At 58.2% G+C, this 18,835-nt stretch carries 21 protein-coding genes and 1 pseudogene; 13 read left to right on the top strand and 9 right to left on the bottom strand.

Annotation, left to right across the window (positions count from 1 at the left end):
• The 7 genes from FHR87_RS13330 (at nucleotide 1) to FHR87_RS13360 (ending at nucleotide 7,175) form a co-directional block, all read left to right on the top strand.
• Complete coding sequence (locus tag FHR87_RS13330; protein ID WP_183167217.1) at nucleotides 1-1,263, top strand: uroporphyrinogen-III C-methyltransferase; 1,263 nt, start codon at nucleotides 1-3, stop codon at nucleotides 1,261-1,263.
• Nucleotides 1,260-2,480, top strand: a complete 1,221-nt coding sequence (locus tag FHR87_RS13335) for a heme biosynthesis HemY N-terminal domain-containing protein (RefSeq protein ID WP_183167218.1) — start codon at nucleotides 1,260-1,262, stop codon at nucleotides 2,478-2,480. Before FHR87_RS13330 ends, FHR87_RS13335 begins: the two co-directional genes overlap by 4 nt.
• Nucleotides 2,481-2,603: 123 nt before the next feature.
• Entirely contained in the window at nucleotides 2,604-3,095 is a 492-nt protein-coding gene (locus FHR87_RS13340) for a disulfide bond formation protein B (RefSeq protein WP_183167219.1), read from the top strand.
• A gap of 247 nt (nucleotides 3,096-3,342) precedes the next feature.
• Nucleotides 3,343-3,807, top strand: a complete 465-nt coding sequence (gene rsd, locus FHR87_RS13345; protein WP_183167220.1) for a sigma D regulator — start codon at nucleotides 3,343-3,345, stop codon at nucleotides 3,805-3,807.
• Nucleotides 3,808-3,921: 114 nt separating this feature from the next.
• Nucleotides 3,922-4,572: an AlgP family protein gene (locus FHR87_RS13350; protein WP_275944080.1), complete on the top strand. Its 651-nt coding sequence runs from the start codon at nucleotides 3,922-3,924 to the stop codon at nucleotides 4,570-4,572.
• Between the two features lie 104 nt (nucleotides 4,573-4,676).
• The gene (abc-f, locus tag FHR87_RS13355; RefSeq protein ID WP_183167222.1) at nucleotides 4,677-6,587 is read left to right on the top strand and encodes a ribosomal protection-like ABC-F family protein; all 1,911 of its coding nucleotides are present in this window, start codon (nucleotides 4,677-4,679) and stop codon (nucleotides 6,585-6,587) included.
• 135 nt (nucleotides 6,588-6,722) lie between these two features.
• Entirely contained in the window at nucleotides 6,723-7,175 is a 453-nt protein-coding gene (locus FHR87_RS13360; RefSeq protein WP_183167223.1) for a YaiI/YqxD family protein, read from the top strand.
• A 175-nt stretch (nucleotides 7,176-7,350) separates the two neighbouring features.
• Here the strand turns inward: FHR87_RS13360 and aqpZ are convergent, their stop codons facing one another.
• The 4 genes from aqpZ to FHR87_RS13380 form a co-directional block, all read right to left on the bottom strand.
• On the bottom strand, nucleotides 7,351-8,082 hold the full coding sequence (gene aqpZ, locus FHR87_RS13365; protein ID WP_246336038.1) for an aquaporin Z: 732 nt from the start codon (nucleotides 8,080-8,082) through the stop codon (nucleotides 7,351-7,353).
• 334 nt (nucleotides 8,083-8,416) lie between these two features.
• Nucleotides 8,417-8,821, bottom strand: coding sequence for a DUF3597 domain-containing protein (locus tag FHR87_RS13370; protein WP_183167242.1), 405 nt, complete (start codon nucleotides 8,819-8,821; stop codon nucleotides 8,417-8,419).
• A 114-nt stretch (nucleotides 8,822-8,935) separates the two neighbouring features.
• Nucleotides 8,936-9,685, bottom strand: a complete 750-nt coding sequence (locus FHR87_RS13375; RefSeq protein WP_183167224.1) for a slipin family protein — start codon at nucleotides 9,683-9,685, stop codon at nucleotides 8,936-8,938.
• Nucleotides 9,685-11,082, bottom strand: coding sequence for an NfeD family protein (locus FHR87_RS13380; protein WP_338021254.1), 1,398 nt, complete (start codon nucleotides 11,080-11,082; stop codon nucleotides 9,685-9,687). Before FHR87_RS13380 ends, FHR87_RS13375 begins: the two co-directional genes overlap by 1 nt.
• A 546-nt stretch (nucleotides 11,083-11,628) precedes the next feature.
• Between FHR87_RS13380 and FHR87_RS13385 the strand changes: the two genes are divergently transcribed.
• From FHR87_RS13385 to FHR87_RS13410, 6 genes are read left to right on the top strand one after another with little or no spacing between them, the layout of a single operon-like run.
• A complete protein-coding gene (locus FHR87_RS13385; RefSeq protein WP_183167225.1) occupies nucleotides 11,629-11,847 on the top strand; it encodes a 4Fe-4S binding protein in 219 nt (72 codons plus the stop codon).
• A 33-nt stretch (nucleotides 11,848-11,880) separates the two neighbouring features.
• Nucleotides 11,881-12,723, top strand: a complete 843-nt coding sequence (locus tag FHR87_RS13390; protein ID WP_183167226.1) for an electron transfer flavoprotein subunit beta/FixA family protein — start codon at nucleotides 11,881-11,883, stop codon at nucleotides 12,721-12,723.
• 10 nt (nucleotides 12,724-12,733) lie between these two features.
• On the top strand, nucleotides 12,734-13,816 hold the full coding sequence (locus tag FHR87_RS13395) for an electron transfer flavoprotein subunit alpha/FixB family protein (protein WP_183167227.1): 1,083 nt from the start codon (nucleotides 12,734-12,736) through the stop codon (nucleotides 13,814-13,816).
• Nucleotides 13,817-13,829: 13 nt separating this feature from the next.
• Entirely contained in the window at nucleotides 13,830-15,128 is a 1,299-nt protein-coding gene (locus FHR87_RS13400) for an FAD-dependent oxidoreductase (protein ID WP_183167228.1), read from the top strand.
• A 10-nt stretch (nucleotides 15,129-15,138) separates the two neighbouring features.
• Nucleotides 15,139-15,423: a ferredoxin family protein gene (locus FHR87_RS13405; RefSeq protein WP_183167229.1), complete on the top strand. Its 285-nt coding sequence runs from the start codon at nucleotides 15,139-15,141 to the stop codon at nucleotides 15,421-15,423.
• Nucleotides 15,424-15,433: 10 nt separating this feature from the next.
• Nucleotides 15,434-15,892, top strand: coding sequence for a ferritin-like domain-containing protein (locus FHR87_RS13410; protein ID WP_183167230.1), 459 nt, complete (start codon nucleotides 15,434-15,436; stop codon nucleotides 15,890-15,892).
• 289 nt (nucleotides 15,893-16,181) lie between these two features.
• On the opposite strand, the gene FHR87_RS13415 is transcribed toward FHR87_RS13410, so the two are convergent.
• The 5 genes and pseudogenes from FHR87_RS13415 to FHR87_RS19655 form a co-directional block, all read right to left on the bottom strand.
• On the bottom strand, nucleotides 16,182-16,760 hold the full coding sequence (locus FHR87_RS13415) for a hypothetical protein (RefSeq protein WP_183167231.1): 579 nt from the start codon (nucleotides 16,758-16,760) through the stop codon (nucleotides 16,182-16,184).
• Between the two features lie 330 nt (nucleotides 16,761-17,090).
• Nucleotides 17,091-17,228, bottom strand: a pseudogene (locus FHR87_RS13420) (DUF4172 domain-containing protein); the annotation flags it as partial.
• Between the two features lie 52 nt (nucleotides 17,229-17,280).
• Nucleotides 17,281-17,751, bottom strand: a complete 471-nt coding sequence (locus FHR87_RS13425; protein WP_183167232.1) for a helix-turn-helix domain-containing protein — start codon at nucleotides 17,749-17,751, stop codon at nucleotides 17,281-17,283.
• Entirely contained in the window at nucleotides 17,748-18,074 is a 327-nt protein-coding gene (locus FHR87_RS13430) for a type II toxin-antitoxin system HigB family toxin (RefSeq protein WP_183167233.1), read from the bottom strand. The genes FHR87_RS13425 and FHR87_RS13430 overlap by 4 nt, the downstream gene beginning before the upstream one ends.
• 28 nt (nucleotides 18,075-18,102) lie before the next feature.
• Nucleotides 18,103-18,513, bottom strand: a complete 411-nt coding sequence (locus FHR87_RS19655; protein ID WP_183167234.1) for a phage baseplate assembly protein V — start codon at nucleotides 18,511-18,513, stop codon at nucleotides 18,103-18,105.
• Between the last annotated feature and the right edge of the window lie 322 nt (nucleotides 18,514-18,835).

The following is an 18,835-nucleotide window of genomic DNA, read 5'->3' on the forward strand; positions in this document are numbered from 1 at the left end:
ATGAGCGAAGCAGACACTCAAAATAAACTGCAGAAAGACCCAGCGGTCGGCAACCCCGCGCCACCGCCACCGCCGCTGCGAAACAGCAAGGGCAGGCCGTCTTCGAACGGTTCCAATGGAGGCCCTGGCCATTCCGGTAGTGGCGGCAAAGTCTTGGCCTCGCTGGCGATTCTGATTGGGCTGGCCGGTGCCGGAGCGGCTGGATACACCTTCTGGCTGCAACAGGGGCAACTCAAGCGCATCAATGCGCAGCAGGAGCAGATCCAGAAACTGCAGGGGATTTCCCAACAGGCTCAGCAATTGGCCAGCCAGGAACGCCAACTGACCTCGCGCCTGGATCGCTTCCCGTCGGTCGAGGAACTCGATGAGCGTCGCCGCCTGCTGGCCACGCTGCAGAGCGAGCAGCAGCGGCTTTCCACCCGTGTGGAGCGTGTCCTGGGGGCGAGTCGTGAAGACTGGCGCCTGGCCGAGGCCGAGCATCTGTTGCGTATGGCCATGCTGCGACTGTCGGCCATGCAGGATGTGAAAAGCGCCATCGCCTTGCTCAACGAATCCGACCTGATCCTGCAGAAACAGGACGACCCAGGTGCCTACGCTGCACGCGAAAAGCTGATGGATAGCCTGGAAGCTCTGCGCAGCCTGCCGAACCTGGACCGCACTGGATTGTTCCTGCAACTGGGCGCGCTGCGCGGCCTGAGCAGCCAGCTGACGGCCATGGCTCCGCAATTCCACCTGACCGAGGCCAAGGCCGAACCGGCGGACGAAACCCGCTGGCAGCATTGGCTGAACGAAGTGGCCCGCTACGTGCGTATCGATCTCGACGCGGTGAATAACGTCAAACCCTTGCTGGCGGGACAGAGCCTGGGTCAAGTACGCCTTGCCCTGGCGCTGGCGATCGAGCAGGCGCAGTGGGCCGTACTCAACGGCAATACAGAAGTCTATCAGCAATCCCTGGGCCAGGCCCATGCGCTGCTAGCGGATTATTTCAATGCCGACGACCTGGAGAGCAAAGCGCTTGCCGAGCGTATCCAGGCGTTATCCGAGCGCCAGATTACTGCCACGATGCCCGACCTGACGCCTTCGCTGCGAGCACTCGAAGCCTATATCGCCGAGCGCGAGAAAGCTGCCAAGGGTGTGAAGCCGGAAGAAGGTGAGAAGAAACCCAAAGCGCCAGTAACGTCATCGACCCGGGAAAGCAGGCAGGACAAACAAGTCGCCAGGATGCCCAAGCAGGCTCTGCTAAAAGAGGGTGCACGGACATGAAGCGCCTGGCGTTCTACCTGATCCTTCTCGTCGCCATTGCAGCCGGTCTCGTCTGGGCGCTCATGCGCAGTCCCGGTTATGTTCTGCTGACCTACGATCACTTCCGCTACGAATCGACCCTGTGGATATTCGTCGGGTTACTCTTCGCGCTCTGGCTGATCATGGTACTAGTGCGTCGCTCGCTGGGGTTGATGCTGTTTTCGAGCTCGTTCTTCAACCCCTGGTCGCGCCGTTTTCGCGAACGGCGGCTGGTGAAGGCTTCGCTTCACGGTCAGCGCGAGCTTGCCGAAGGGCGTTGGGATCGTGCATTGGGCCATTTGCGTGTGGCTGCCGATTACGACCAGCGGCCTCTGGTACATTACCTCGGAGCGGCCCGTGCGGCCAACGAAATGCGTCAATACGAGCAATGCGACGAATTGCTGGTCAAGGCTCTGAAGCGTGAGCCCGCCGCGACCCTGGCCGTCGGCCTGAGCAAGGCTCAATTGCTGATGGAGCGGGGCGACCACAGCGAGGCGCGCAAGACCCTGGATGATCTGCATCTGCAATTTCCACGACAGTCACAGGTCATGCTGCTGTTGCAGCAATTGCATGTCCAGTTGAAGGAGTGGGGGCCGCTTTGCCATCTGTTACCTGATCTACGCAAGCAACGCATTCTGCCGAGCGCCCGGCAGGACGAACTGGAGCGTCTGGCCTGGACTGCGGAACTGGAGCGGACTGCGCATGAGCCCGCTGATCGCGAGGAAGTGCTGCGCAAATTGCAGCAACGCTGGCAGGACATGCCTTCCTCCTTGCGCGGTGAAACGCTCCTGATTGCATCCTATGCCAATGGCCTCTACGTGCTGGGTGCCGAGGAAAAGGCTCGGGAGCTGCTATACGAGTCCATTCGACGCCACTACGAACCGGTCCTGGTCGACCTGTTCGGACGTGTCAAGGGCATCGATCCAGCCCAGCAACAGGCTCAGGCCGAGGGCTGGTTGAAGACTCATGCGGACGATCCCGTACTGCTGTTGGCCCTCGGGCGCTTGAGTCTACGCAATGGGCAACTGGACAAGGCCCGCGATTATTTCGAGCAAAGCCTGCGTATTACCCATCGTCCCGAGACTTGCATTGAGCTGGCTTGCCTGTTCGCGCGGCAGGGCGATATCGAACGCAGCAACAAATTGTTCCAAGAAAGCCTCGAACCGGCAGATCGGAGCCTGCCTGCTCCTGTGCGGTAAAGAATCCGAGGCCGTCATGTCGTCCAGTTTGGACACGGCGGCCTCGGTGTGGCGTACCCGGTTCTTGCCAGGTTTTTCCGCTTTCTCTACCGTAGCGATTTTTCGTGCCAATGCGGAGCTTTCATGAGCCTGGGCAGCCCTCGTTCGATTTTCCTTATCGCTTTCCTTGGATGTGCGCTGAGCATGGCCGCGGCTCTTTATCTCGAGCACGTCGTCGGCCTTGCGCCATGCCCTCTGTGTATCGTCCAGCGTGTCTGTGTGATCGGCGCCGGCCTGATCTGCCTGCTGGGGGCTATCCAGAATCCGGCACGTACCGGTCGCCGGGTGTATTCGACCCTGGCCTTACTCTTTGCCCTGCTCGGTAGTATTGCCGCGTTGCGGCAGATCTGGCTGCAGGGCATCCCGCCGGAAGAGTTGCCGAGCTGTCTGCCCAGTCTGGAATACATGCTGGAAGCACTGCCGTTCCAGGAAATCATCCGCCTTGTTCTGCATGGCACCGCCGACTGCGCCGATGTCGGCTGGAGCTTTCTGGGGTTGACGCTGCCTGAATGGTGCCTGATCTTTTTCATCGGCTTGATCACACTGGGCAGTTGGCAGTTTTCCCGGACCGATTGAACCTGCTGCGGACTCCCGTTGCGCTTTTGCGGTCAGTGGATAGCCGGTGCTGCGGCATCCTGTCTTTACCGCTGGGGAAATTGTCATCAATATCAGGTTGCCGCTGCCGCTCAGGCAGAATAGCCTGACCCAATGGCGTCCATGGAGTGTCAGCGTCGCTTCTCATCAAGGCTTATGTCTGTACGACGACGGGAAAACCATCTCGGAAGGATTTGCTGAAACCAATAATTAGGGAGGTGATGTCATCATGCTCGAGATCTGTCGAAATGCTCAGGAACGCTGGGGAGGCGTGCATCTTCTGATCGATCGCTGGTTGCAGGATCGCTATGAGCTCATCAGAACCTATGTCGCACTGCAAGACGACCCAGGCAATGCAGGGCCTCAGCCGCTGCAGGAGTTCTGCGAATTGCTGCTGGACTATTGCTCGGCCGGTCACTTCGAAATCTATGAACACCTGATCAAGGAAGCCGAGGCCTTCGATGATCGGCGTGCCCTCGAACTGGCCAGCCAGATCTATCCACGCATCCAGGTCATCACCAGGATGGTTCTTTCCTTCAACGATCACTGCACTAATGGCGATTGCTGCAGCCGCCCGACGCTGACCGAGGATTTCCGGCGCCTTGGCCAGCATTTGCTCGAGCGCTTCGAGCTGGAAGACTGCCTGATCGAAGTGCTTCACACCGCTCACGAGCAGCCAGTGACGGCCGCCTGATTCCAGGCCATGGCTTTATGGTAACGGCGGGCTTGCAGATTTTATATCTGCAGGCCTGCAGTCAGCCGATCTAATCTTGTAGACGTCACCCTTCTCACCCACCAGGTTTGCACAATGTCCAGTAAGAGAGCTTCGTCCGTGTCTCCCCTGAATCTGCTTCAGCAAATGTCTGCCAGCCTCGTCGAGCATCTGGAAAAGGCTTGTGCAAAGGCTGATAAGCAAGCCAGCATCTTGCTCGGTGACTTGGAGAAGGAAAGAGGTAAAGTCCAGAAAAAATTATCCAAGGCGCGCACTCGGCTGGATGAGGCAGCGGCTGCGGGCAAATCCAAGGCCCACGCCAAAGCGCAACTGCTCTTCGATGAGCTGGATGAGTCGTTGCACTTGTTGCAATACCGCCAGAACGAGCTATTGGCCTATGTGGACAAACTCAAATCGGATTCCGCGCGGAGCCTGGAACTGGCCAAGGGTATTAGCGATGTGGAGCGTGCTGCCCATGAGGCCTTGACCGCATCCAAACGTCCGCCCGTGGTGAAGGCACCGTCTCGCAAGGCCCAGGCGGCGACTCCGGGCAAGACCCGGCCGACGACTGCGCGTATCTCCCGGTCCAAGGCTGTCGAGGCTCCAGTCGAGAAAATCGAAGTTCAAGTGCCCACCGAGCCGACCAAGCCAGTGCGTTCGCGAAGCCGATCCGGCACGTCCCCGATCAACTCCCGGCGCGTGGCCAAACCGAAAGCAACTCCGCCTCAGGACAGCCCGAGCGAATAACTGCCTGCTGCTCACCATCGGCAAGACCACTGACCACCGGCTGGAAGGTTTTTCCATGCAGATCGTATGGAGCGAACGGGTGAGCTGGTAAACTTCGCGGCCATATGATCCGACTTCAGAATCTCACCCTGCAACGTGGCCCGCAGCGCCTGCTCGAAGGCGCCGAGCTGACTATCCATCCCGGCCAGAAAGTTGGCCTGATCGGTGCCAATGGTGCTGGCAAATCCACGCTGTTCGCCTTGCTGCGCGGCGAGCTGGGGCCGGATGCCGGTGATTGTCTGCTGCCCGCCGACTGGCGTATCGCCCACATGCAGCAGGAAGTCGCTACGCTCGACCGGCTGGCAGTGGATTACGTGCTCGATGGCGACCAGCAGCTACGCCGCATCCAGTCCGAATTGATTGCTGCAGAAGCAGCCCAGGACGGTACGGCCGTCGCCCGTCTGCACATCGAGCTGGACAATGCCGACGGCTACAGTGCCGCTGCGCGAGCGCGCAAGCTATTGGCTGGCCTGGGTTTTTCTACAGAACAGATGGAGCGGCGCGTAGGCGATTTTTCCGGTGGCTGGCGAATGCGCCTGAACCTGGCCCAGGCGCTCATGTGTCCTTCCGAGCTGCTGTTACTGGACGAGCCGACCAACCACCTCGATCTGGATGCGATCCTCTGGCTTGAGGATTGGCTGAAAGGTTATCCCGGCACCCTGCTACTGATCTCCCACGACCGCGATTTCCTCGATTCGGTGGTCGATCATGTGGTGCACCTGGAACAGTGCAAACTGACGCTGTATCGCGGCGGCTACTCGGCCTTCGAGCGCACTCGTGCCGAACGCCTGGCGCAACAGCAGCAGGCCTACGAAAAGCAGCAGACGCAACGTGCGCATATGGAAAGCTTCATCCGCCGGTTCAAGGCCCAGGCGACCAAGGCTCGCCAGGCACAGAGCAGGATCAAGGCACTGGAACGGCTTGAGGAACTGGCTCCGGCACATGTGGATTCGCCGTTCGATTTCAGTTTTCGTGACGCTGACAAGGTATCCAGCCCGTTGCTGGATCTTGCCGAAGGGCATTTGGGGTATGCCGGCAAGACCGTTCTGCAACAGGTCAAACTGCAACTGGTGCCCGGTGCGCGGATTGGTTTGCTTGGCCCCAACGGCGCTGGCAAATCCACGCTGATCAAGACACTGGCCGGTGAACTGCAACCACTTGGCGGATACCTGACGCGAGGAGAAAACCTGGTGGTTGGCTATTTCGCCCAGCATCAACTGGATGCACTCGATGCTGCCGCCAGCCCCTTGTTGCACTTGCAGCGTATCGCCGCGACCGAGCGCGAACAGGTACTGCGCGATTTTCTGGGTGGCTTCGATTTTCGAGGCAACCGCTGTGACGAGCCGGTAGGCAATTTTTCTGGTGGCGAGAAGGCGCGCCTGGCGCTGGCTCTGATCGCCTGGGGCAAGCCTAATCTACTGTTGCTGGACGAGCCGACCAACCATCTCGATCTGGAAATGCGTTTGGCCCTGACCATGGCCTTGCAGGATTTTGCCGGTGCCGTGCTGGTGGTTTCCCATGACCGGCACTTGCTCAAGAGCACTACCGACGAGTTCCTGTTGGTTTCGGCTGGCCGGGTTCAACCTTTCGCCGGCGATCTTGACGACTATGCCCGCTGGCTGGTGGATTACCGTGCGCAACAAGCCGCGCCTGCCGCCACGGCAGGCGGCGCTCCAGTAGCCGACAAGCGTGCCCAGCGTCAGGCTGCCGCTGCGCTACGTCAACAACTGGCCCCGCACAAGCGGCAAGCTGAGAAGCTGGAAAAAGAGCTGGGTAGCCTGCAAGAAAAGCTTGCTGCGCTGGAAAATCGCCTGGGTGATGCTGTGTTGTACGAAGCTGCCAGAAAGGGCGAGTTGCGTGAGCTGCTTGCCGAGCAGGCTACCTGCAAAGGGCGCGAGGCCGAGCTGGAAGAGGCCTGGCTGGAAGCTCTGGAGGCGCTGGAAAGGTTGCAGAGCGAGCTGGGCTCGGAAGCCTGAGCCTTTGATCACTGCCTCGCCGCTCTCCCGGTCTTTGCGGTTTTTGCGGCTCTGAGAAGCTGGTGGTTCTTGCCATGATCGATCAATCGAAGGGGCGTATTGCCCATGAATTCAGATTCAAGAGGCGGACAGACCATGCGTGTGTGGATCGATGCCGATGCTTGTCCGCGCGGAGCAAAGGATCAACTAATCAAGTTTGCACTCAAGCGTAAGTTCGAGGTGGTACTGGTGGCAGGGCAAAGCCAGGTCAAGCCTGCTTTCGCCTGCGTCCGTCTGGTTATTGTGCCGAGCGGGCCGGACGCAGCGGACGATTATCTGGTCGAGAATGCCATGCCCGGTGAACTGGTCATCTGCAGCGATGTTCCGCTGGCCGACCGACTGGTCAAAAAAGGCGTGTCTGCGCTGGATCCGCGTGGCCGGGAATTCGATGAACGCAACATGGGCGAGCGTCTGGCGGTACGCAATCTTTTCACGGATCTGCGCGAACAGGGGCAAGTAGGGGGTGGCCAGGCTGCCTATGGCGAGCGGGACAGGCAGATCTTCGCCAATAGCCTGGATCGAATACTCGCCAGATTGATGCGTAACTGACTGTAGAAAGAATGTCCTGCTGCCGGGAGGTAGGTATGCCTCCCGGCGAGCAATCGTGAAGAAACGAAGGTCCATCATCATCCAGGCGGAACTGCTCAGCTCAGTGGCGATGGCCATGCCAGGTGGGGCGATCCGCAAATGACGCCGAAGTCATCAATCTCCCGATAATCCGGTATTACTGGGGAGTAGCCGCAAGCTCCGGCTTGTCGCGGGATGGCTCCTCTGCACCCAGGGCTCGTGCAACAAGACCGCCGATAATGCCACCGGCAATGGGAGCCAGCCAGAATAGCCAGAGCTGCTCTATATAAGCGCCTCCTGCAAACAGAGCGGGACCTGTGCTGCGGGCCGGGTTGACGGAAGTATTGGTTACCGGGATCGCAATCAGATGGATCAGCGTCAGAGCCAGCCCGATGGCAATCGGAGCAAAGCCCCCTGGAGCACGAGGAGATGTGGCCCCCATGATAACGATGAGAAAAAAGAACGTGGCGACCACTTCAATGATCAGGCTGGCCGACAATCCGTAGTGTCCCGGGCTGAGATCGCCATAACCATTGGAGGCAAAACCGCCAATGACAAAATCGGGCTTACCGATGGCAATTGAGTAAAGCACGGCAGAAGCGACGATAGCGCCGGCGACTTGAGCAACGATATACGGCGTAATGTAACTGGCAGGAATACGCCCGCCCGCCCACAGTCCTAGCGTTACGGCTGGATTGAAATGTCCACCTGAAATGTGGCCGACGGCATAGGCCATCGTCAGGACCGTCAAACCAAAAGCCAGGGCAACACCCGCAAAGCCAATGCCGAGCGTTGGAAATGCAGCAGCTAGAACCGCAGATCCGCATCCCCCGAATGTCAACCAGAAGGTTCCAAGAAATTCCGCTAGAACTTTTTTAAACATAAACATCTTCTCCATGATGAATATTGCGTTCTTAAGCGTAGCCAAGGGTGGGAGAGTTGCTTGCCATCTTTATCAAGATCAGCGGGCTGTATTGATAAAGATGATGCGGTGGACGGGAAGGAGGTTTTGTTGCCGCATGGGGAGCCTGCCCTTGAGGACTGTTTGTGTCGGACCTCTGATCGGTGCGCCAACAAACCCTGGAGTATTTTCACCAAAACAGGCTTAGGGATCGGCTTTCAGTTGGAGGGCTGCAAGGATGGCTTTTCATCCAACCTCCAACCTCCAACCTTTAGCGGCTTGCGGAGTTGCCAGGCATGCGCTGAAGGAGAGTGAAAGCGCTCTAGCTCAATAGCTCTGCTGGTATATTGCCGCCGTTTTCGGCCAGCTTCTGCATAACCGTCTTATGCAGCCATATATTCATTTGCGCCGAATCTGCCAGTTTGTCTTGCGGGCAATGCAGTTCGGTGGCCAGTTCCTTACGGGCTGACAGACTGCTATCGAGACCCAGAAGCTTTAAAAGATCGACGATAGAGGTGCGCCAGTTGAGCTTTTCAGGATTGTTTGCCGCCAGTCCTTCCAGTTTGGCAACTACGTCCACCTGGCTGATTGCCTGAGGCGCAGGCGCTGTATCCGAAGCCGTTGTACCGGTTTCCGTTACTGGGGTTCCCGGTGCTGCCTGGGGAGATGTTGTTTCTGTTTTCTTGCCGAGACCGAGTTTCTCTTTTATCAGACTGAACAGACTCATGACGTTACCTCTCTTTGATGTGGGTTTCATGTATGGGTTGGATTCAATTCGCTCCAATAAAGCGATAACCGATCCAACGAAAGCCAGGCCAGAGGGTCAGGGCTGCAAAGCCCCCTATGCCTGCTTGTTAAGCCCTTGCAACAGCTCGATGGGCAGCGGGAAGATGATGGTCGAGTTCTTGTCCACGGCGATATTGCTCAATGTCTGCATGTAGCGCAGTTGCATGGCACCGGACTGACGATTGAGAACTTCGGCGGCCTGCATGAGTTTCTCCGAGGCCTGCAGTTCGCCTTCGGCGTGGATCACCTTGGCGCGCCGTTCCCGTTCGGCTTCGGCCTGTTTAGCGATGGCGCGGACCATCGACTCATCGAGATCGACGTGCTTGATCTCAACGTTCGCTACCTTGATACCCCAGGCGTCGGTCTGCGCATCCAGCACTTGCCGGATATCACTATTGAGCCGCTCGCGTTCGGCGAGCATCTCGTCCAGCTCATGCTTGCCGAGTACCGCGCGCAGGGTGGTCTGCGCCAGTTGGCTGGTGGCGGCGAAGTAGTCTTCGACCTGGATGATCGCCTTCTGCGGGTCGATCACGCGGAAGTACACCACCGCATTGACCTTGACCGAGACGTTGTCGCGGGAGATCACATCCTGGGTGGGCACGTCCAGAACGATGGTCCGCAGGTCGACGCGCACCATCTGTTGCAAGCCCGGAATGAGGATGACCAGCCCCGGTCCCTTGACCCGCCAGAAACGCCCGAGCTGGAACACCACGCCACGCTGATATTCGCGCAGGATGCGGAAGGCCGACAGCAACAGGCCGATCAGCAGGACCACCAGAACAATAAAACTCAGTTCGAAATGCATCACGGATCTCCTTGCGGCGGTGTTTTCTCGGCCGCGATGACGTTGAGCTGCAACCCCTTGCGTGCCAGTACCCGCACTTGTTGACCGGGTTGCAAGGGCGTCTGGCTGAGCACTTGCCAGTTTTCTCCCTGCAGCGATACCCAACCATTCAACCGGTTGTCTGGTTGCACGGCGTCGATCCGCGCCAGGCTGCCGATCAGCTCGGTGTCACCGCCGACCAGCGGGCGTCGTCTGGCGCGCAAGGCCAGGCTGGTGATGGCAAAGATTGCCAGGGCGCTGATAAAGCCCAGGGTCACGATCAGCGACAGCGGAATGCCGAAACCAGGCACATCGGTATCGATCAAAATCAGGGCACCGAAGATGAACGCCACCACACCGCCGATACCGAGCATGCCGAAGCTCGGCAGAAAAGCTTCGGCAGTCATGAAGGCAAGACCGAGCAGGATCAAGGCGATTCCAGCATAGCTCACCGGCAGCAGCTGCAAGGCGTACAGCGCGAGGATCAGGCAGATGCCGCCGAGCACACCACCGATACCACTGCCCGGATTGGAAAACTCGAAGATCAGGCCATAGACGCCGATCATCATCAGCAGCAGGGCGATACTGGGGTTGGTGATCACTGCCAGGAACTGCGTACGCCAGTCCGGCGCATGGCTGATCACTGTCGCGCCGGCAGTCTGCAGGGTCACCTCGGCACCGCCCGCCGTGAGAGTCTTGCCGTCCAATTGCCGGAGCAGATCGGCCGTGTCATTGGCCAGGTAATCGATCACCTTGAGTTCGCGGGCTTCGCTGGCAGTCAGACTGACCGCCTCGCGCACCGCCTGTTCGGCCCACTCGGCGTTGCGTCCACGCAATACCGCCAGACCGCGGATGTAGGCAGCGGCATCGTTGATCTGCTTCCGGCTCAGGGCATCCTCCGTACGCGGTTCGCTTTCACTGTCGGCAGGCTTGCTGTCCTCCTGCCTGGCGGGTTTGTCCGCCGGCGCTGGAGAGCCGGGTGGACCGCCGATCTGTACCGGCGTGGCCGCGCCTAGGTTGGTGCCGGGTGTCATCGCCGCGATATGGCTGGCATAGAGGATATAAGTGCCAGCACTGGCCGCTCGGGCACCGCCCGGAGTCACAAAGCTGGCGACCGGTATCGGGCTGGCGAGAATCGCCTTGATGATCGTGCGCATCGACGTGTCCAGGCCGCCTGGGGTGTCCATGCCGATCACCACCAGCTGTGCCCCTTCGTCCACGGCGCGAGCCATGCCGCGTACCAGATAATCGGCGCTGGCCGGACCGATCGCACCATCGACACGCAACTCCACCACCACAGCCGGCGCCGCCGTCAGCCCTGCAGACAGCAGCGACAACAGCAGCGCAAGGAACCAGCGGCGTATCAGCGAAGCATCCACGGCCTCCTCCCCGGTAGCCGTCAGGGTTGTTTCAACCTGCGGTAAGGACGGCTACCTACTTAGATATAGCGTAGACAATGGTTTTCGCTGGTCCGTGCGTCTTCACCTGCATCTACGTGTGACTGGCAGCAGACTGCGCTATCCGTAAACCGGTGAGATATGCCGGTATAGAGGTAAATCCACCGAGACTGCCACTGGATGGCTGGTGACAACTGTCATGCCATATTTCTGCAAAGAAAGGCGACCAGGCTGTGCAACGAGTACGCGTTGCTTGGTGAGCGCATCCCCCAAATACCTTGCTTGCTGCCCTGGAGGCGCCATGGCAAAGCTGCTGTATATAGCAAGGACTAAAAAAGCATGTTTATTTAGAAAAAATTAGTCGAAAGACGACATAAAAAAATTCACATTATTCGGATAGCACCAACATAAAAAAAACAACTATCTGAAAAATAAAGATTTTTTTTTGCAGGAAAGGCCGATTTAACAGGTACATAACTTGCACACACTCTCCTGACCGATTAGCCCCATAACAGGAGAAACTTCATCATGGCCTATAAAATCAACGGTTCCGAATGCACCGCCTGTGCTGCCTGTGAAGCCGACTGCCCGAACGATGCCATCTATGAAAAGAGTGGTGTCTACGCCATCAAGCCTGATCTGTGCACCGAATGCGTCGGCGAATACGACGAACCCCAGTGCGTAATCAACTGCCCGGTCGACTGCATCAAGGTTGACAAGAGCGTACCTCGCTATCAGGCCAACTGATCCTTCTTTGTTACTTTTGGAGCACCAATAAGCATGCATAGCGTCGTCTGCATCAAGCAGGTGCCGGACTCGGCCCAGATCCGGGTACATCCGGTCACCAACACCATCATGCGCCAGGGCGTCCCGGCCATTATCAACCCCTATGACCTGTTCGCGCTGGAAGAGGCCCTGCGTCTCAAGGACAAGTTCGGCGGTACGGTAACCGTGATCACCATGGGTCCGCCCATGGCCGAGGCGGCCCTGCGCAAGTGCCTCTCGTTTGGTGCCGACGACGCCATCCTGGTTTCGGACCGTGCTTTTGCCGGTTCCGATACCCTGGCTACTTCCTATGCGCTCAGCGCCACTATTCGCAAGATCATGGAAGACATGCCCGTCGACCTGATCTTCACCGGCAAGCAGACCATCGACGGCGATACCGCCCAGGTCGGGCCGGGCATCGCCAAGCGCCTGGACTTCCAACTCCTCACCTACGTCTCCAAGATCGTCGACGTGGATACCGAGAAAAAAGAAATTCTCGTGGAGCGCCGGGCCGAGGGCGGTGTGCAACTGCTCAAAACTTCCACGCCCAGCCTGATCACCATGCTCGAAGGCACCAACGAAATGCGTTTCGGTGACCTGGACGACCTGTTCCGCGCCTCCCGCCACGAACTCAAGGTGTGGAACCGCGAAGCGGCCGGCATCGATGCGGTGGAAATGATCGGCCTCAAGGGCAGCCCCACCGTGGTCAGCAAGGTCTTCGCCCCACGGCCGCGCAGCAAGCGGGCCGAAATGATCGAAGTACATGACAGCGAACCGAAGAACCTGGCCGTGACCCTGCTGGCCAAACTGTTCACCCAGCATCCCAAGCTGGAACAGGAAATCGCCAAGCGGGCGTAAGGACAACGAAATGAGCGAACAACCGAAAAAATCCGCGAAGAAAAAGGTCGAACTAGACCCGCGCTTCGTCAATTACCGCCACGTCTGGGTCTGCATCGAGAGCGAACGCGGCGAAGTCCATCCGGTTTCCTGGGAGCTGCTGGGCGAAGGCCGCAAACTGGCCGACGCCTTGGGCGTGGAACTGTGCGGCGTGGTCATCTGTGGCCCTGGTGAGCGCGGCAAGGCCATCTGCGGCGAAGCGTTCCAATACGGCGCCGACAAATGCTACCTGCTCCAGGATGACGTGCTCCAGGATTACCGCAACGAGCCCTACACCAAGGCGCTCACCGACCTGGTAAACACCTACCAGCCGGAAATCCTCATGCTCGGCGCCACCACGCTGGGCCGCGACCTGGCTGGCTCCGTAGCCACCACGCTGGGCACTGGCCTGGTGGCCGACTGCACCGAACTGGTGATCGATACGGAAACCCGCAACCTGGCGTCCACCCGTCCGACATTCGGCGGTTCCTTGCTGTGTACCATCATGACCCAGCGTCACCGGCCGCAAATGGCCACCGTGCGCCCACGCGTGATGGCCATGCCGGAACCTGAAGCCTCGCGCGGCGGCGAGATCATCGAGGTTCCCTTCTCCATGATCGAAGACAGCATCATCACCAAGGTGCTGGAGTTCATTGCCGACGATACCCGTGACAAGCCCAACCTGCCTTTCGCCGACATCATCGTCGCCGGTGGCCGCGGCCTGCGTACCCCGGAGAACTTCCAACTGGTCTGGGACCTGGCCAAGGTCCTGGGTGCCGAGGTGGGTGCCTCGCGTCCCGTAGTCCAGGCCGGCTGGGCCGAACTGGATCGCCAGGTGGGGCAGTCCGGCAAGACCGTGCGGCCCAAGCTCTACATTGCCGCCGGCATCTCCGGTGCCATCCAGCATCGCGTGGGCATGGACGGGGCGGACGTGATCATCGCCATCAACACCGACCCCCATGCGCCGATCTTCGAGTTTGCCCACTACGGTATCGTCGGCAACGCCACGACCATCCTTCCGGCGCTAACCGAAGCCTTCAAGGCCCATCTGTCCCAACTGAAAAAAGTCGGCTAAGCAGGAGAACATCATGGCTGAACAATTCGATGTGATCGTGGTCGGTGCCGGCATGGCCGGCAACGCGGCCGCCTATACGCTGGCCAAGGGCGGGCTCAAGGTATTGCAGATCGAGCGCGGTGAAACGCCCGGCTCGAAGAACGTGCAGGGCGCCATCCTCTATGCGGACGCCATCGAGAAGATCATTCCCGATTTCCGCGACGACGCACCCCTGGAGCGCCACCTGATCGAGCAACGGGTCTGGGTGATGGACGACACTTCCTACGTCGGTACTCACTACCGCTCGGAAGAGTTCAACAAGCCGCCCTACAACCGCTACACCATCATTCGCGTCCACTTTGACCAGTGGTTCAACAAGAAGGCTCGCGAAGCCGGCGCGCTGACCATCTGCGAAACCACCGTGACCGAACTCTTGATCGAGGAAGGCAAGGTGGTGGGCGTGCGTACCGACCGCCAGGGTGGGGAAGTCCGCGCCGACGCGGTGATCCTGGCCGACGGCGCCAACTCTCGCCTGGCCGTGAAGGCCGGTTTCCAGCCGGAAATCAAACCCGAGAACGTGGCCCTGGCGGTGAAGGAAATCCACTTCCTGCCCCAGGAAGTCATCGAGTCCCGCTTCAATATCGGCGAAGAGGAAGGCGTGGCCATCGAGATGGCCGGCACCATCAGCGCCGGCATGATGGGCACGGGATTCCTTTACACCAATAAGGAATCCATCACCCTCGGCGTGGGTTGCATGATCTCCGACTTCAAGGAGCAGAAGGTCACTCCCTACGACCTGCTGGACCGGATGAAGGCCCACCCTTCCATCGCACCCTTGATCGCCGGCAGCGAAATGAAGGAATACGCCGCCCACCTGATTCCCGAAGGTGGTTACAACGCCATACCCCAAGTCTATGGCGATGGCTGGATGATCGCCGGAGATGCCGGCCAGTTCGTTAACGGTCTCCACCGCGAAGGCTCCAACCTGGCCATGACCACCGGCATGCTGGCGGCCCAGACCCTGATCGAACTGAAGGCCGCGAACAAGCCCTTCACCGCTGCCAACCTGGCCGCGTACAAGGCCAAGCTGGACGACAGCTTCGTCATGAAGGACCTGAAAAAATACCGTCGTCTGCCGGAAGTCTTTCACCACAACAAACACTTCTTCACCCTGTATCCAGAGCTTCTCTCCAAGGCTGCACAGACCCTCATTCGGGTCGACGGCGTGGACAAGAAGACCAAGGAGAAGGAAATCAGGAAGAGCTTCATCGCTTCGCGCTCGATATTCGGGCTGATCGGTGACGCCTTCAAGTTCTGGCGTGCCGTCGAGTAAGGAGGACACCATGTCGAAGATCGAAGAAAAGCTGTTCCAGGATCGTTATCGGGTGGACTCTGGCCGTCCGCACATCAAAATCAAGGACCCCGACCACTGCACCGAGTGCCTCGAAAAGCAATGTACCGTCTGTTGCCCGGCTGGTTGCTATACTCGTGAGACCAGCGGCAAGGTGACGCTGGTTACCGACGGCTGCCTGGAGTGCGGCACCTGCCGCATCATCTGCCAGGACAGCGGCAATCTGGAGTGGGAATGGCCCAGAGGCGGGTTCGGTATTCTGTTCAAGTTCGGTTGAGGAGTAAGGCATGGACGATATTCAGCGTTTCCTGGCGCATGCTATCCAATTGGAGCATGAATCAGCCCGCCGCTATGAGGAGCTGACCGCCGCCATGCTCACTCAAGGCGACGCCAAGGTGGCAGAATTCTTCAAGCAGATGGCTCATTTTTCCCGTTTGCACTTGAAAGAAGCCATGGAGCGTGGAGGTTTTCACGACCTGCCGAACCTGGCTCCCGAGGAGTACGATTGGCCCGAAGGCACCAGCCCGGAAGCGGCTGCCTGGGCTGGGGTGGATGGCTTCATGGACGTTCCAGGTGCCATGGCATTGGCTCTGGACGGCGAACAGCGTAGCCACGACTACTACCGGACAATTGCCGAAACAGCCAACGATCCAGACGTAAAAAGCATGGCTGCCGAATTTGCCGAAGAAGAAGCAGATCATGTAGCTCAGTTACAAGTTTGGCAGGCCGACATAGCCAAGCGTTGAAAACTGACAAGTCTGGCCTATGACTGAAATCATAGGTCAGGCTTGTATCCCGACTCCTTATACTTCACTTCCTCTAGCGTCTGGCATCTGGCATTGGAGATCTGCATGTCCGCAATGGGCATTTGGATCCAGCTAGCCACGTATGCACCTATGCCTGGGGTAAATCTCCAGCCAAGATCCAGGATCGAGTGCCGATCCCGTTTGAGCTCGCCTGTGGAGCTCCTTCTCTACATCAACGACAAAACAAAACTGAAGGGCATGGCCACATGCTTATGCCCGGCACATGACTTCATACCATCCGCAACGTAGGCTTCGGTCCGAGCTGTGCACCAGACGCGAACGGATCGGGCAGCAGATGATCGGGGCAGGTGCGGATGAACTCATCCATAGCGGCAAAGTAGGCATTAAACAGCGGTCCATCCTTCCAACAGCCTGAGTAGTAAGCTCCATCTTCCAACCCTGCGACTATCAGCTCGCGTATGGTGCACCAACCTTCTCGGCGTGCGTGCTCTCGGTCTATCGCATTGATGCTGAGCGCGTCGCACAGTCCGTCAAAGCCCATTGCAGCGGAATAGCCTTCGCTGTCGTGGAACAGTGCCTGCCCATATCCAACCAGTATATGGTTGATGGCATCTAGATCATCAGCGCGATGCTCGCTGGCCTGCTGCTCCAACCTGGCAATGACGACCTTGGTGAATGGCAGGAATGTACGCTGCTTGCCAGCCTGGCGACGCAAGGCACGTCGTTCGGCCCAGATTTCATCCCGCTGCTCACATAGGCGGCGCAGCACGCGGCGGGCGACAATCAGGCTGTCGCGTTTGGTGGTGGTTGACTTCAATCCAATATCCGCAATGGCCTGAATCTTCACAGTTTCAACTCCTATGTACGCTGTTGGATTTACACCAGCAAAACAATTTTCTTGCAAAATTACGTCCAACGCGAGACCGATTGTCTGAGCGTTTAACTTTTCATCATAAGGTTAGAACCACCGGCTTCTAGCCGGTCAGCTTTAGCGCCACCCCGATTGATTGGAGTGCTATGGCATGGAGTACAGATATCTTCGCAGCATCGTAGCCGGCTGTACGCGCCGCATGCAGATCATCACTTGCTGGATCAGTGAGGGCTGGAATGGTCTGGAAGTCAGTGGCCGTCTTTGGTGTGAGAAGACATTTTTCGGTTGGCATATGCCAGGCCGCTTTCAGCGCTCGACTATCTGATAGCGGGTACTACGTCCTCCGCCGGGAAGCCGTTGCAGCAAGCCTTTTTCCAGCAGATCGGCCAGGTGCCTGGTAGCTGTCGCTTTGCTCACCTTGGCTGCTGCCTGGTACTGCGCAGCGACGCCCTGGTGACCACACTCCATGCATTGCCGATAATTGGTCATGATCATTTCAAGCAATCGGATAGAACGCGCCTGGGTCAAGATGAAAACGCTGGGCCAGGCGCTGGATATCCAGGCTGCTCAGGATGCGTTTGTTATTGAGGGTACGCGATACAACCGTTTTATCGCCGATTTCCGGCAGATCGGAGCCTGTAAGCCCGTTCTGCTTCATTAGAAATTTCAGTATATCTACCCCCTTAATCGCACTGACCCGCTCATTGATGTCGGTAAACTGGGGCGCGGTGTCTTCGTAACGCTTGATCGAGGCACACAACATATCGATCACCCGTTCGGTCGACTTGCTCCCATCGTCGGATTCGGTGAGTTCATCCAGCAAGGCCAGGGCTTTGTCGTACTCGGCCTCGTTGGTGATTTCCTGGATCAGGGTGCCGTTCATATGTTCCAAGGTCTGCTGTAGTTCTTTCAAGCGTACCGCCAGTTCGTGGATGGCATCGTGATTAATGGCTTCAGCAGCACTCATGGCATGACTCCTGTGTTCTTGGGGTTGCGATACCACTTGTTTGCCTTGTCGTATTCGGTGTGGTTGAAAATATGCTTCACATAGACCCGCTGTTTGGCAAAGTCGATAGCCGCAATCAGACAGATCTCATTGCCACCAATATCTATTACCCACCAACTACTGCAAGACGTGAAATTGTCCAGTGAGGCAAGGGTGGTCCTGAGCTCCAGGGGCGTTCTGGCGATTGAGTGATCAAGCACCTTGAAGACCTCCATGATGCTGGCAGCCTTAACGGGATACTGCTCGCATGCTTCGACAAAAGCCTTCTTCTTGAAGACGTGCATAAACGTCCCTGTTGATCTTTTAGCAACCTTATGAAGAGGTTGCTGTTTTGTCAACTTCTGAATCTGGCAGCTTCGACTCCAGCTCCAGACTGGTCGTGAACGACTCCGCCATAAAACTATGCCGCACATGACTGCCCGGCCAGACGATGGTGGCGATCTCGGTTTTGATGCCGGTGAGCGAGTAGGTCCGCTCCGGGATCAGATCCGGCCGACCCTTGGCGAAGGTATAGCTGAGCGAGGCGGTCCCGCGTTGGACGCGCTGCCAGTCGGCTTCGGCGGCTTTCTGGGCGCTGGCAAGGAAGGCAAAGCAGCGCAGCCAGTCGGTTTCCAGCTCGCCGGTTTTCACTCGGCAGCGGACACCGTCCGGGTCGACGGCAGTCACAATGCCGAGGCGGATCAGGTTATCGAGGCGGCGGGTCAGATCGGCTGAGGTCGTCATGGGCCAATGCTGGCCCGGCAGACGGGGTGTTGTCCTGTGGCGCAGTCGTTAAAAGAGAAGTCCTTTATTTACGCCACTGGTATCGCTTGGACAGCTTCTGTCAGTCATAGCAAAAGTCATAGTTTCGACACGGGGCTATTTCAATAGGATCTACGGGGGCAGGTTCATGAGCGAGAAGAGTATCTGATAGAGGGGACGTCCAAGGTTTACTACGGCTAGGTGTACTCTGAACCTGCCCCACCAGAGCGGACGCCAGGAAGCGATACTTTGATCGCAACCTGGAGGTTCCCATGCAACGTATTACCCGTCGTCGCTACACCGA

It is taken from the genome of Azomonas macrocytogenes (assembly GCF_014191985.1).
Lineage (GTDB): Bacteria > Pseudomonadota > Gammaproteobacteria > Pseudomonadales > Pseudomonadaceae > Azomonas > Azomonas macrocytogenes.

Coding starts and splice junctions, on each gene's coding strand:
- FHR87_RS13430 (WP_183167233.1), bottom strand. CDS start 18,074: ATGCACGTCTTCAAGAAGAAGGCTTTTGTCGAAGCATGCGAGCAGTAT.
- aqpZ (WP_246336038.1), bottom strand. CDS start 8,082: ATGTTTATGTTTAAAAAAGTTCTAGCGGAATTTCTTGGAACCTTCTGG.
- FHR87_RS13375 (WP_183167224.1), bottom strand. CDS start 9,685: ATGCATTTCGAACTGAGTTTTATTGTTCTGGTGGTCCTGCTGATCGGC.
- FHR87_RS13410 (WP_183167230.1), top strand. CDS start 15,434: ATGGACGATATTCAGCGTTTCCTGGCGCATGCTATCCAATTGGAGCAT.
- FHR87_RS13335 (WP_183167218.1), top strand. CDS start 1,260: ATGAAGCGCCTGGCGTTCTACCTGATCCTTCTCGTCGCCATTGCAGCC.
- FHR87_RS13390 (WP_183167226.1), top strand. CDS start 11,881: ATGCATAGCGTCGTCTGCATCAAGCAGGTGCCGGACTCGGCCCAGATC.
- rsd (WP_183167220.1), top strand. CDS start 3,343: ATGCTCGAGATCTGTCGAAATGCTCAGGAACGCTGGGGAGGCGTGCAT.
- FHR87_RS19655 (WP_183167234.1), bottom strand. CDS start 18,513: ATGACGACCTCAGCCGATCTGACCCGCCGCCTCGATAACCTGATCCGC.
- FHR87_RS13385 (WP_183167225.1), top strand. CDS start 11,629: ATGGCCTATAAAATCAACGGTTCCGAATGCACCGCCTGTGCTGCCTGT.
- FHR87_RS13395 (WP_183167227.1), top strand. CDS start 12,734: ATGAGCGAACAACCGAAAAAATCCGCGAAGAAAAAGGTCGAACTAGAC.
- FHR87_RS13425 (WP_183167232.1), bottom strand. CDS start 17,751: ATGAGTGCTGCTGAAGCCATTAATCACGATGCCATCCACGAACTGGCG.
- FHR87_RS13360 (WP_183167223.1), top strand. CDS start 6,723: ATGCGTGTGTGGATCGATGCCGATGCTTGTCCGCGCGGAGCAAAGGAT.
- FHR87_RS13350 (WP_275944080.1), top strand. CDS start 3,922: ATGTCCAGTAAGAGAGCTTCGTCCGTGTCTCCCCTGAATCTGCTTCAG.
- FHR87_RS13330 (WP_183167217.1), top strand. CDS start 1: ATGAGCGAAGCAGACACTCAAAATAAACTGCAGAAAGACCCAGCGGTC.
- abc-f (WP_183167222.1), top strand. CDS start 4,677: ATGATCCGACTTCAGAATCTCACCCTGCAACGTGGCCCGCAGCGCCTG.
- FHR87_RS13405 (WP_183167229.1), top strand. CDS start 15,139: ATGTCGAAGATCGAAGAAAAGCTGTTCCAGGATCGTTATCGGGTGGAC.
- FHR87_RS13370 (WP_183167242.1), bottom strand. CDS start 8,821: ATGAGTCTGTTCAGTCTGATAAAAGAGAAACTCGGTCTCGGCAAGAAA.
- FHR87_RS13340 (WP_183167219.1), top strand. CDS start 2,604: ATGAGCCTGGGCAGCCCTCGTTCGATTTTCCTTATCGCTTTCCTTGGA.
- FHR87_RS13400 (WP_183167228.1), top strand. CDS start 13,830: ATGGCTGAACAATTCGATGTGATCGTGGTCGGTGCCGGCATGGCCGGC.